Raw genomic sequence first — 12,328 nt, forward strand, 5'->3', positions numbered from 1 at the left:
ATGGGATCGGCGCGCTAAATCCTTAGAGTTGGCCCAGCAGGGTTGCGGCATCGCTTACTTTGAGCGCGGTGCCCTCTTCGAGGTTAAGGTGCTTGACCACCCCGTCTTTCAAAATGGCCGAAAAACGCCGCGACCGCACGCCCAGGCCGCGGCCGGACAAGTCCAGGTCCAGACCCAGCTTACGGACCCATTCGGCGCTGCCGTCGGCCAGCATGCGCACCCGGCCGTTTACACCCTGGTCGCGGCCCCAGGCCCCCATCACAAAGGGGTCATTGACGGACACACACCATACCTCGTCCACTCCCTTGGCTTTCAGTTTGTCGCTTAATTCGAGATAGCCCGGCAGATGCTGATTGGAGCACGTGGGCGTAAAAGCGCCCGGCACTGCGCACAGGGCTATCGTTTTACCCTTGGTCAGATCAGCGACTTTGAAGCTGTTTGGCCCGAGCGTGCAGCCCGCCGTCTCGGTTTCGATGAATTCAGTCAATGTGGCGTCGGGAACGCGATCACCTACTTTTATAGTCATTTAATGCTCCTTGCTTGCAACGGTTACCGCTTGCCTTCGCATGAAGGCTGGAACTTGTAATCATACGACGTTGTCAATGATTATGTCGCGGCGCAAAAAGCCTTTTTACAGCAGCGTTCCGGTCGACACATTTCCACACGCTTATTTCACGACTTGGTAACGCTTGTCGAGCACAATAGTACCCACTGAGCGGTGGCGAATCTGCACCGCACTTTTACAGGGAGCTCCATGTGATACTACCCAAGCTTTCAGCCGCCATTCTGTCCATGGCCTTGCTGGGCAGCGCGTACGCCGCCCCAAACATAGACCCCGATACGTCGCTCGATCAATGGGTCGTCATGTCCGGCGCCACGAACGGCGCCGCCGATGCCCTGGGCGCCAGCGAAGAGGATTTGGACAAACACCGTACCACCGCCCGGGCGCACCTGACGCGTTACGCCACGGAACACGGCGCGCAGATCGAACAATTCGAAGCCTTGTTCGAGCGCGGCATGATCGAAGGCAAAAAACTGGTCGAAGACCGGGCAAGCCTGGCGAGCGTCAAGGGGCAAAACGCTATCAGCGGCTTTCGCCACGACATCAGCATCGATTACGAAACCGTCAAAGACGCGCTCGACACCTGACCCGGCACGGGTCTATTCCGTATATCATAGGGCTATGGCATTTTTCTGACTTGGCCCATGACCGAAATACCGACAACCGACCTGACTCTCAGCCACCTGGATGAGTCCGGGCAAATCCGCATGGTGGATGTCAGCAGCAAAACACCCACTCAGCGCACGGCGATTGCAGAGGGCCGGGTGCGCATGAGCGCCGCGGCCTATCGTCTTCTCACCGCACAGGAAAACGGTAAGGGCGAAGTGCTCAATACCGCCCGCGTAGCGGGAGTGCTGGCCGCCAAACGCTGCGCCGAACTCATCCCTCTGTGTCACAGCCTGCCGCTCAGCTTTGCCGGCATCGAATTTTTCCTGAGCGACGCCGACCATGCCATTACCATCAAGGCCACGTGCCGCACCGACTACAAAACCGGCGTCGAAATGGAAGCCATGACCGCCTGCAGCATTGCGGCATTGACCATCTACGATATGTGCAAGGCGGCCGACAAGGGCATCGTTCTGGAAACCATCAGGCTCGATTACAAATCCGGAGGCAAAAGCGGTGAGTGGCGCAGAAATTAAGGTCTTGTACTTTGCCCAAGTGGCAGAGCTGACCCGCACCCGTCAGGAAGTCTGGCCGCTGGCGGCCGCCATCAAAGGCGGCGACTGGCTGATCCAGCTTGAATCCCGCTATCCGCAGCTCGCGCCCGCTACGCGCCTCAAACTGGCTGTCAATCAATATCACATTCCACACGAGCACCTGATTCAACCCGGCGACGAAGTCGCGGTATTCGAACCGGTGACCGGAGGCTAGCAGCGTGGTTATCGTTCAAGAAGCCGACTTCAATGCCGCCGACCTGCTTGCACAATTGCGCGGACGCCACGCGGCGGGCGCTATTGTCACTTTCACAGGCTATGTGCGGGATTATTCCGACGACGCGGCGACCAAAACGCTGTTTCTCGAACATTATCCGGGCATGTGCGAGCGCGAAATCGACACCATCTGCGCCACGGCCCAAGCCCGCTGGCACGCACTGGAAACGCTGGTCGTGCACCGCGTAGGGCGCTTGCAGCATAAAGAACAGATTGTTTTCGTGGCGGTCGCCAGCGCCCATCGCGGCAATGCCTTCAGAGCCTGCGAATACATTATCGATGCCCTGAAAACCCGCGCACCCTTCTGGAAACGCGAAACCCTGGACAGCGGCGAAAGCTTCTGGGTGCAACAGCACAGCGCCGACGCCGACAAGACCGCCCTATGGGACGCGCCGCCCACCGACCCGCCCACCTGAATCCCATGTAGCGGCACCCCTTGTGGGTGCCATATAGGCAAGAACCCGCTGTACCAATTTATGCAAGAAAACGTCGTAGCGGCACCCCTTGTGGGTGCCATTCATGCAAGAAAGTCATGGCAGCCACAAGGGCTGCCGCTACATCAACACCACCGGACCCAACATGAGCAAAGCGTCTGCAGACAAACCCAAAGCCGTCCTGAACTGCGCGGTCCTGACCATATCGGACTCACGCAGCGCCGCCGATGACAGCTCGGGCGATTACCTGGCCGACCGTTTGCAGGCGAACGGCCACCGCTGCGCCAAACGCGCGATATGCGGCGGCAATCTGTACCAGATTCGCCGCACCCTCAGCGACTGGATCGCCGACGAGCAAATTCAGGTAATCATCACCAACGGGGGCACCGGCTATACGCACCGGAAATCGACGGCAGCCGCCATCACGCCGCTGCTCGACAGCGTTATCTCGGGCTTTGGCGAATTGTTCCGGCATTTATCCTATCTTGAAATCGGCAGTTCGTCGCTGCAATCGGACGCCTTTGCCGGCTCGGCCAATGACACCCTGATCTTTTGCGTGCCCGGATCCACCGGCGCGTGCAAAACAGCCTGGGAGGGCATCATCGGCCAGCAGCTCGACAGCACGCATCGCCCCTGCAATTTCGCCAGCCACTATCAAAACCGTTAGAACACACTCCCATGCTTGATTTCGATACTGCCCAATCCCGTCTGGCCCAGGCCGGCAAACGCCCCGAGGCCGCGGAAACCTGTCCCTTGTATCGGGCGGCCGGACGCGTGCTGGCCCAACCCGTCGTCGCCACGCTCGACCTGCCGCCTGCCGACAATAGCGCCATGGACGGCTATGCCATCCGCTACGCCGATTATCAGCCGGGCCGCAAATTCCCCGTACAACAGCGCTGCTTTGCCGGTGTACGGCCGCAAGCATTGCAGGAAGGCCAGACCATACGCCTTTTTACCGGAAGCCTGATGCCCGAAGGCGCCGACACCGTGGTCATGCAGGAAGACTGCGCCGAAGTCGACAACCTGCTGGATATTCGGCTGAAACCAAAAAACGGCACACATGTGCGCAGGCAAGGCGAAGATGTGCACAAGGGCGATGTTCTACTGGCCGAAGGAACGCGTCTCGAGGCTGCCCACGTCGCCGTCCTGGCCTCTCAAGGGCTGGTTGACCTGCCCGTTTACCCTCAGCTCAAGGTGGGCATTCTCACCACCGGCGACGAGCTGGCCTTCCCGGGCCAGCCCCGCAAGACCGAGCAGATTTTCAACTCCAACGGCCCTATGCTGGCCGCACTGGTCGACCGGCTGGGCGCCCAGGTCGTGCACGTTCTGCACGCACTCGATACCCCCGCGTCACTGAAAAAGGCGTTGGCCACCCTGCTCAAGGACTGCGACCTGATCCTGACGGTGGGCGGCGTCTCGGTCGGCGAAAAAGACCTGGTCAAGCCTGCCATCGAGCAGGCCGGCGGCACGCTGGATCTATGGCGCGTGTGCATGAAGCCGGGCAAGCCCGTGGCGCTTGCGCACGCCCGCCATAAACCCATCGTCTGCCTGCCGGGCAATCCGGTCTCGGCGTTTTCCGTTTTTGCCTTGTTGGTCAGCCCCTTGATACGCGCCATGCAGGGACGGCGCGACATCATGCCGCCCGTCCAGTTCGGATGCTTGAAAACGGCCAAGGAATTCAAGGAAACACGCGAAGAGTTCTTGCGCGTGCGGGCAATCCCCACAGCGCAAGACCTGCCCGAGCTTATTCCTTACGATAAACAGGGGTCGGGCATTATCAGCTCTCTGCCCTGGGCCAGCGGCTTTGCGCGGATTCGCGTCAACACCGCGGTTGGAAACGGCGATGTCGTACCCTATTACGATTACCGGCACTGGCTGGCCTAAGCAATTAAACAACCCGCAGCACATGGATCCGGAGACCACATCATGATCAAGAAGTTTCTCACACTCATTCTTAGCGTTGGGCTTCTGGGCTTTGCCAGCCTGACCCTCGCCGCCCAGCCGCCGCGCGTGGTCTATCATATCGACGATGCCGAACATCAGGCCCTGGCCGCCCTGCGCAATGTGCGCAACCAGCTCGACACGGCCCCCGACACCAAGATTGTGGTGGCCACACACGCCAAAGGTGTGGACTTCCTCATGACCAATTACAAAGACGCCGCCAAGGTCGGCCCCCTGGTCGCAGCCTTGGCCGCACGCGGGGTCGATTTCGAAGTCTGCGAAATCACGCTCAAGAACCGCAACCTCAAGAAAGACGACTTCATCATGGAAGCCAACTTCACCCCCTCCGGCGTGGTGCTCATCACCAAGTTGCAAAACGAGGGCTACGCGTACATCAAGCCGTAACGGCAGGCCTGTCGCGACAGGCCTTGTAGCGCCACCCCTTGTGGGTGGCAAAATCATGACAATCAAGACGGTATCTTGCATCGATGACAGGCACAAGGCCTGTCGCTACAAAATCACAGGTAGGTTCCTGTAGCGGCAGCCCTTGTGGCTGCCATTCCCCCTCACACCATCCCGCGATTTCCTGCCACGCCCTTGACCTTGGGTTCATTCAGCGTCAACGACCCAATGGTTTTCTTGTCCCGCAGGTAACGCGCCACCACATCCCAGGCCGGCTCGCCTTTGGCGCCTTCGGCGACCGGCGCCCAGCCGGCAACCTTGTAGTTTTTATCAGCCTCAATCGCGCGGCCGTTGATGCTCATGTCGCTGATGCGCTGACCTGACGGTTTGTTGGGCTCGATGGTGTACTGCATGCCGCCCACGCGCACCATGTCGCCGCCTTGCTGATAATACGGGTCGGGATTGAACAGATTGTCGGCCACGTCTTCCAGCACCGTCTTGATCTGACTGCCGGGCATCTCGGTGAGGGTCGTGTACGGATAGGTAATCGCCGTCTGCTCCATCAGGTTTTCCATGGTGATGGTGGCTCCGGGCAAGAGGCTCGTGCCCCAGCGGAAACCCGGCGAAAACCCGATCTCGGCACCCTTCTGCGCCATGAGGGCATCCAGAATCAATTGATCGAACGTACCGTTGAAATTGCCGCGCCGATACAAGGTGCCGTCGGTCACGGCCAGCGGCTCGGCCAGCTTGGCGGCAAAAGGCGCGCGCGCTTTTTCGATCAGCGCCGCCATGGCTGGATCGGAATCCAGGTAGCGGGCAAAAACCGGCATCAGCTTATAACGAAAGTCCGCCACCTTGCCGTCTTTGACATCAAAATCAAGCACGGCCAGAAACTTGCCATTGCTGCCGGCATTGGTCACCAGGGTCTTGCCGCCGGAATTCGAAACAAGCACCGGCTCGGGGACACCGTCATGAGTATGGCCGCCCAGGATTGCATCCAGACCATGCACCCGGGACGCCAGCTTAAGATCCACATCCATGCCGTTATGCGACAGCAGCACCACAGCCTGGGCGCCTTTGCCGCGCACCTCGTCGATCACCTTCTGCAAGTGTTCTTCCTGTATGCCGAAGGTCCAGTCGGCCACCATATAACGCGGGTTGGCAATCGGCGTATACGGGAAGGCCTGGCCGATCACCGCCAGCTTCACGCCGTTCATCTCTCGCAGGGTGTAGGGCGGAAACACCGGGTCGCCGAAGTCGGCGGTTTCGATATTTTGCGCAATGAAATCGATCTTGCCTTTGAAATCGTGCTCGACCACTTCTTTGACCCGATCCTGGCCCAAGGTAAATTCCCAATGGGCGGTCATGATGTCGACGCCCAGCGCCAGGGCGGCATCAACCATGTCCTGGCCTTTGGTCCACAAGGCGGTGGCCGACCCCTGCCAGGTGTCGCCGCCATCGAGGAGCAGTGCGCCGGGACGGCCGGCCTTGATTTGCTTGATCAACGTAGCCAAGTGAGCAAACCCGCCTACCTTGCCGTATTGTTTGGCGGCATTCTCAAAATCCAGGCAGGTAAACGCATAGGCCTGCGCCGAGCCGGGCGTCACCCCGAATTTCTTCAGAAAATAATCGCCCACCAAATGGGGCGGCTGATTCACCGCAGCCGCAATCCCCAGATTAACGCTGGGTTCGCGAAAATAAATAGGCATAAGCTGCGCGTGGCAATCGGTAAAATGCAGAAAGTGCACATTGCCGAACTTGGGCAAATCGTAAAAATCTTTGGCGGCCTGCGCCGCGGCGCGCGGCGAGTGCGACAGGCTCATGCCCCCCGCCGCCGCAATAGCCAAAACCTGTAAAAATTCGCGACGACTGATCATTAAAATTTATCCGGACGATTTAGGGGCATATTTAACGAGATCGAGGACATCCTCCTCGAACATTTCTCCGGGAATCACCTCGGCCAGCTTGCCATCGGCCTTGATCACGAAGATTTGCGGTATGACCTTGCGCTTGCCAAATACCTTGAGCAGTTCGGGCGTCTCCATGGCGACCGGAAACGTATAGTGGTGGCTGGCCACATAGTCTTTGGCCGCCGACTCGTGCCGGTCGATGCTGACCGTCAGTATCTCCAGACCTTTATCCTGTGCCAGCACCGTCAGTTTTTGCAAATAGGGATTCTGGCGCGCGCAAAACGGACACCACGACGCCCAGTACTCGACAATCACAGGCTTGCCCTGAAAATGGCCGGCAGGCAGCTGCCGGCCATCGAGCAGGGTAACGGCAGGAAGATCAATGCTGGCCCCCGCAACGGGTTCAGCCTGAGCCAGCGCCGCACCCGTCAGCCCCAGCGTCATCACAACGGCCAGCACATTCGCAGCAAATTTATTTTGCCACATAGGACAACTTCCTTTCAGGGCTTGACCGAGTCGTCATTCACCGGCGACTTGGGATCAAGCAACAACGCCATGACATCTTTCAATTGCGTTTCGGTCAGGATGCCGGCCGCGCCGAACCGCGGCATGACCGAACACGCGCTGCTGGCATGCGAATCGTAGATTTTGTTCCACGTATAAGCGATGACCTCTTTACCGTTTCCGCGCTGGGCGCCGTAATGCAATAACGAAGGCCCAATGTTGCCGTACGAAATTTCGGCCTTGGTCATTTGATGGCAGGCGTAGCAATTGCCGCCGCTGACGCTGCCGGGCTTATCGGTATACTGCATGCCCTTGCCGCTTTGGGCAACTTTCTCGCCGGCCTTCCAGTTGCCCAGATACTGGCCATCGGCGGGCAGCTTGACGCTCGCCAGAGCCGCTTTGGTAATGGCGGCCGTTTCCGCCTTGGAGAGCGGCTTGCCCGTGAGGCCCGCCTGAGAACAGGCAGCCTGCATGGGCGACTGGTCGAAGCGGTCAAGCTTGGCCGTGCCCCTTTCGGAAAACGAAGCCTTCAGTTCTTCTACCAGCGCTTTGTGGTCAACGGCGGCGGCCTGTTCGGCTGCCGATACGGCGCCGGACGCCGCCGCCAGAAAAATTAACGCGGCGCATGGTGCAAATTTTGATATTTTCATGTGGGCTCCCCAATTACCGTTTCAGACCTGGCGCCGCCATATGGCCGCCGCTGGCGTTCACGCCAAGAAAAACCGTGAGATCGATCGAAGCCTGCGAACCGTATTTCAGGACCGGCATGCGCTGCTGACGAAAGCAGTCTTGCAGGCGCCACTGCATGGTGCGCAAGGCGCCTTGCGAAACCCGGTATGCGGGCCAACTGGAATAAGCCTCCTGCGCCGGACCCGCCTTGGTCAAATTGGGCAGGTCTTGCAGGCGGATACGCTGGCCCGTCACGCTATGACAGGACGCACAGGCGAAATCGTAGGGCCCGCCGCGGAAAAAGAAAATTTCCTTGCCGCGCGCAAACGCATCGCGCTCGTGCTGATTGGTTTGCGGAACAGCGATTTTCACGCCTTTGGACTGCGCAACCACGTATCCGACCAGCGACTCCATGTCGGAGGAATACTCGCCGGACTTGGAAATGGCCTTCTTGATGACGCCGGCGGCATCCATGCCTTGCAGATTCACCATGCAATACAGCAGGCGCGACTCCAGATCCATGACCTTGTCGGCGTCTTTGAAATAGCGCGGCATATGTGCATACGCGCCCTTCACCACGCCCGGCCCCATGCCAAGATCGCATTTCTCAAGCGACGCATTCTTGGGTCCGCGTTTTTCGGCCCATAATTCTTTGCCTGTATCGACGATCAGGTCGGCCGGATTGCCGCCGTCGCTTAGCATCTCGCGATATTGAGCAATGCCGTCGGCCGCGCTCTCGGCCGCCAGAACAGAGCCCGACGACAACAAGGCGCCGCCCATCAGCAAGGCAAGCGCACTCAGGATTTGTTTATTCATAATGCCTTCTCCTTAGACTTCCCCCCTGCAGGGCGATTAGTGGACTTCTGCCGTATCGGTGCGGCTGCCGCCCTCGTTGTCCTTCCAGGACACGGAGATCTTGTCGCCCTTTTTGCCCCCCTTGAATTTGAAAGACAGAAACGGGTCGCGCGACACGGCCGGGCCCCATTGCGCCGTCAATACTGTTTTGTCATTGCATTTAGCTTCGACCAGGTCGATAAAGTGCGCGGGAACGATCTTGCCATCGCTGTCTTTGCGCTGACCCGTCTCCATGATGTGGCTCATCAGCACTTTCACTTCGGTGACGCCGTCTTTTTCCACGGCGCGTATGCGCATCGGTCTGCTTGCCATTTGAGTTACTCCCTGATTCCTTGATTCGATGATGTGTGGAGGATGCTTTACCGGCGCCTTAGCCGCCGCAACCGCCCAGCGTTACCTTGATCTCTTTATGCACCGTATAGTATTTGCCATCGGCCTTGACCAGGGCATAGACATCGGAGGTTTTACCCATCTTGATGCGCGTCGCGATATCGGGCAGCGAATCTTCCGGGATGTCGAATGAAGCGGCCAGAGCGGCCGGATTATTGGGTACGAGCACGGATATCTGCGTGGTTTTAGGCAGCTTGCTGACCACACCCACCGGCACTACGGCGCCATTTTCGGCAATGTCGGGCGCCACCAAAGTGATCTGGTCGCTTGCGGCCGAATTCGACCCTCCCAGCGCCTTCACCACATCGTCGACCTTATGGACGGTAAATGCCTCTTTATTCCATTGCTCTTGTGCGGCTCGAGCCTGCTCGGGCCGCACAACCCCCGCCGCCACGGCCAAACTCAATACCGTACCCATCCGCAGTACGTCTCTACGCTGGTGATTCATGCATTACTCCTCTTTATTTAATCAAATCATTTTTAGTCAGTGTCCTGCCGGCGCCCCCGCCAGAATCCATCGAAGCATCGATTTTAAATCGGCATCGCTGATATTCGGGTGAGGCGGCATGGGCACAGCCCCCCAAACTCCGCTCCCTCCGTCGCGGACTTTCCCCGCCAATTTTTGCATGGCGTCATCCTGACCTTTATATTTTTTGGCAATATCCAAAAATGACGGGCCCAGAATTTTTTTATCCACCGCATGACAGGCCATGCACGCATTGGCTGTTGCTAGTTTAACGGCATCGGCGTCCTCTTTTGCATCAAGCGCCTTCTTGCCTTCTACTTTGCCCACCGATGCCGCCGCGGGCGCCGCGCTCATGGCCAGAGTGCTGCGTGCGTAACGCCTGGCGGCGGCCGCGTTTTCGTCCACCGCCGCGGTGGGTGCGGGCTTAAGCGTATCGGCGCCGCGCACCGGCCCCACAATGCGCATCTGCGCCGCCAGATCGCCGTTCATGTCGCGTGCCTCCGGCGGCAGGCTGGACGTCACCACCGGCTTGGCCACGCAATCCTTCATGCAGGCCGTGTTGTGCGTATCGGGCTTGCCGTCGACCTCCCAAAGCCCCTTCCAGAACACCATGCCATCGCGATTGGGCATTTTTGCCTGCACCTGAGCGATATTTTTGTCCGACAGGGTGAAATCCGCAGGCACGATATCGGCCAGATTCAGCAGGTAGGCCAGCACCGCATAAACATCGTCGGGCTTCAAGGACTTGGGATTGTTCCAGGGCATGGCGCGATGGATGAAATCCCACACGGTTGAAATCGTATCCACCTTCATGAAGGTGGTGCGCACCGGCTGGGTGGGGCTCGTCAGCGAGGCCACGTGACCGCTCTTGATATCCGCGTCGGTCGTGCCCCCGACCAGGGCGGCGAAGAAGGAATTGCTTTCCCCAAAAGAGCCATGGCAGGACGCACAGGTCGCATCCCAGATGGCATTGCCCTTCTCCACCGTGCCGCTACCCACCGGCAGGCCTTTGAAGTCGGGCCGCACATCGATATTCCAGGCATCGACCTCGGCGCCTGTCGCCGCGCGGCCTATGCCGAAATTGTCGTGAGCCTGCGCCGGCCCGGCCAACCCCGCCAGCAATACGCCTGCGGCCAGGCCGGATTTAATCCACATGGACATTGGATACCTCCCCGGTCGCCGCGACATTCCACGATTGAATCGCATTATTGTGATAAGTCGATCGCGTGCCGCGCACCTTGGTCAGCTGACCATATCTGGGCTGCACAAAACCCGTGCTATCGATCGCGCGGCTTTGCAGAATCGATGGAGAGCCGTCCCATACCCAGTCGATATTGAACCGGGTCAGGCACTTATCCAGCACCGGCGTTTCCAGACGCGCCGTCTTCCAGTTTCGGCCGCCGTCGAACGAAACGTCCACCTGCTTGATTTTGCCGCGCCCCGACCAGGCCAGGCCGCTGACGTTGAAAAAACCCTTGGACAACAGCATCTGCCCACCCGACGGCGAGGTAATGACGGATTTGCACTCTTGAATGGAGGTGTACTGGCGCAACATCCCATCGGGCATCAGATCCACATAGGTCGAGGTTTCGCCCATCGTATTCCAGGGCTTGTCGCCCACCTTGATGCGGCGCAGCCACTTGACCCACGACACGCCCTGCACGCCCGGCACCACCAGGCGTAGGGGATAGCCGTTTTCCGGACGCAGCATTTCGCCATTCATGCCCCAGGCCACCATGGCATCGTCCAGGGCCGCCCCCATCGAAATCGTGCGCGTCAGGCTCGACCCGTCATTGCCCTCGGCCAGAATGAACTTGCCGTTTTTCAGATCGGCGCCGCAATCGTCCAGCAAGACTTTCAGCGGCACGCCGGTAAATTCGCAGCACGACAGCATGCCGTGCGTATATTGCACCGTCGGAACCGCGGCATTGCCCCACTCCATGCCCGTGTTGGCGCCGCACTCGATGAAATGCACTTTGGATACAGCCGGCAAGCGCATCAGATCATCCATGGTGTAGACCTTGGCCTCTTTGACCATGCCGTTGATCATGAAACGATGCTGCTCCGGATCGACATCGACCCAGCCCTGATGATGCCGCTCGAAATGCAGCCCGTTCGGGGTGATGATGCCAAAGAAACCCTGCAAAGGAGCAAACGCCACCGACGCCTGCGGCGTGGGCGTCAAACCAGGAGATTGCCGCCGCTGCAGATTGGCTTCATATTTGGAGGGCACACCGTAAGGATGAAACGCCACCGGCTTGCCCAGCACCGTGCTCCACGGACGAGGCTCCAGAATCATCGGGTCGCCTTTGGCACCCGACTTGGCCGCCTGCCCAGCCATAGCGGCCACCGGCGAACCCGCCGCCAACGCCGCACCCGCCGCCAGAAAGCTTCTTTTCAAAAACCCCCGCCGCGTGTCATCCAGGCCATGCCTGACGATATCATCAATCAATTCGCCCGAGACAAACCCCTCGGGAGCTCTTTGCAACCGGCCCGCCGGAGCAGCCGATTTGTTACGGGAACTCAAATCTCTCTCCTTTCTATATCCCTTTTAATAATATATTAATAACTCAAAAATCTAATTAGGGTTAATCCTGAAATTGAGGGAGAGCATGGTCAGAATTTGTAAAAACGGAATGGTGCTCGTGAGGATGATGGCGACCACAAGGGTCGCCCCTACGGCACGGCGGGTGCGTTTTTGTAGCGGCAGCCCTTGTGGCTGCCAGAACCGTTGAGAACCAAAGCGGTATTTTTAGAACGCC

16 protein-coding genes are annotated in these 12,328 nt (G+C 58.9%); 7 read left to right on the forward strand and 9 right to left on the reverse strand.

Annotation, left to right across the window (positions count from 1 at the left end):
* Positions 1-22: 22 nt before the first annotated feature.
* Positions 23-526, reverse strand: a complete 504-nt coding sequence (locus EDC26_RS00355; protein ID WP_132579290.1) for a peroxiredoxin — start codon at positions 524-526, stop codon at positions 23-25.
* Between the two features lie 230 nt (positions 527-756).
* Here EDC26_RS00355 and EDC26_RS00360 point away from each other — a divergent pair, with 230 nt between their 5' ends.
* From EDC26_RS00360 to EDC26_RS00390, 7 genes are all read left to right on the forward strand, one after another.
* Positions 757-1,149: a hypothetical protein gene (locus tag EDC26_RS00360; protein WP_132579291.1), complete on the forward strand. Its 393-nt coding sequence runs from the start codon at positions 757-759 to the stop codon at positions 1,147-1,149.
* A gap of 57 nt (positions 1,150-1,206) precedes the next feature.
* Positions 1,207-1,704, forward strand: coding sequence for a cyclic pyranopterin monophosphate synthase MoaC (gene moaC / locus EDC26_RS00365; protein ID WP_132579292.1), 498 nt, complete (start codon positions 1,207-1,209; stop codon positions 1,702-1,704).
* Entirely contained in the window at positions 1,685-1,936 is a 252-nt protein-coding gene (locus EDC26_RS00370) for a MoaD/ThiS family protein (protein WP_132579293.1), read from the forward strand. Before moaC ends, EDC26_RS00370 begins: the two co-directional genes overlap by 20 nt.
* Before the next feature lie 4 nt (positions 1,937-1,940).
* The gene (locus tag EDC26_RS00375; protein ID WP_132579294.1) at positions 1,941-2,411 is read left to right on the forward strand and encodes a molybdenum cofactor biosynthesis protein MoaE; all 471 of its coding nucleotides are present in this window, start codon (positions 1,941-1,943) and stop codon (positions 2,409-2,411) included.
* A 163-nt stretch (positions 2,412-2,574) separates the two neighbouring features.
* Complete coding sequence (gene moaB / locus EDC26_RS00380; RefSeq protein ID WP_132579633.1) at positions 2,575-3,096, forward strand: molybdenum cofactor biosynthesis protein B; 522 nt, start codon at positions 2,575-2,577, stop codon at positions 3,094-3,096.
* 11 nt (positions 3,097-3,107) lie between these two features.
* The gene (locus EDC26_RS00385) at positions 3,108-4,313 is read left to right on the forward strand and encodes a molybdopterin molybdotransferase MoeA (RefSeq protein WP_132579295.1); all 1,206 of its coding nucleotides are present in this window, start codon (positions 3,108-3,110) and stop codon (positions 4,311-4,313) included.
* Positions 4,314-4,355: 42 nt separating this feature from the next.
* Positions 4,356-4,775, forward strand: a complete 420-nt coding sequence (locus EDC26_RS00390) for a DsrE family protein (protein ID WP_132579296.1) — start codon at positions 4,356-4,358, stop codon at positions 4,773-4,775.
* Between the two features lie 161 nt (positions 4,776-4,936).
* Here the strand turns inward: EDC26_RS00390 and soxB are convergent, their stop codons facing one another.
* The 8 genes from soxB to soxC are packed head-to-tail and all read right to left on the reverse strand — an operon-like array spanning position 4,937 to position 12,093.
* Positions 4,937-6,646 (reverse strand): thiosulfohydrolase SoxB, encoded by a 1,710-nt coding sequence (gene soxB, locus EDC26_RS00395; RefSeq protein WP_207915039.1) that lies wholly within the window; start codon positions 6,644-6,646, stop codon positions 4,937-4,939.
* Between the two features lie 9 nt (positions 6,647-6,655).
* Positions 6,656-7,168: a TlpA family protein disulfide reductase gene (locus tag EDC26_RS00400; protein ID WP_132579298.1), complete on the reverse strand. Its 513-nt coding sequence runs from the start codon at positions 7,166-7,168 to the stop codon at positions 6,656-6,658.
* A gap of 14 nt (positions 7,169-7,182) precedes the next feature.
* On the reverse strand, positions 7,183-7,836 hold the full coding sequence (soxX, locus tag EDC26_RS00405) for a sulfur oxidation c-type cytochrome SoxX (RefSeq protein WP_132579299.1): 654 nt from the start codon (positions 7,834-7,836) through the stop codon (positions 7,183-7,185).
* 13 nt (positions 7,837-7,849) lie between these two features.
* A complete protein-coding gene (gene soxA / locus EDC26_RS00410; RefSeq protein ID WP_132579300.1) occupies positions 7,850-8,671 on the reverse strand; it encodes a sulfur oxidation c-type cytochrome SoxA in 822 nt (273 codons plus the stop codon).
* A gap of 36 nt (positions 8,672-8,707) precedes the next feature.
* On the reverse strand, positions 8,708-9,022 hold the full coding sequence (soxZ, locus tag EDC26_RS00415) for a thiosulfate oxidation carrier complex protein SoxZ (RefSeq protein WP_132579301.1): 315 nt from the start codon (positions 9,020-9,022) through the stop codon (positions 8,708-8,710).
* Between the two features lie 58 nt (positions 9,023-9,080).
* A complete protein-coding gene (gene soxY / locus EDC26_RS00420; protein ID WP_132579302.1) occupies positions 9,081-9,548 on the reverse strand; it encodes a thiosulfate oxidation carrier protein SoxY in 468 nt (155 codons plus the stop codon).
* A gap of 36 nt (positions 9,549-9,584) precedes the next feature.
* Positions 9,585-10,727, reverse strand: coding sequence for a c-type cytochrome (locus tag EDC26_RS00425; RefSeq protein ID WP_132579303.1), 1,143 nt, complete (start codon positions 10,725-10,727; stop codon positions 9,585-9,587).
* Positions 10,711-12,093 (reverse strand): sulfite dehydrogenase, encoded by a 1,383-nt coding sequence (soxC, locus tag EDC26_RS00430; RefSeq protein WP_132579304.1) that lies wholly within the window; start codon positions 12,091-12,093, stop codon positions 10,711-10,713. Before soxC ends, EDC26_RS00425 begins: the two co-directional genes overlap by 17 nt.
* Between the last annotated feature and the right edge of the window lie 235 nt (positions 12,094-12,328).

Origin of the sequence: Paralcaligenes ureilyticus (assembly GCF_004346225.1) — a bacterium.
In the GTDB taxonomy this organism is placed as follows: domain Bacteria; phylum Pseudomonadota; class Gammaproteobacteria; order Burkholderiales; family Burkholderiaceae_B; genus Paralcaligenes; species Paralcaligenes ureilyticus.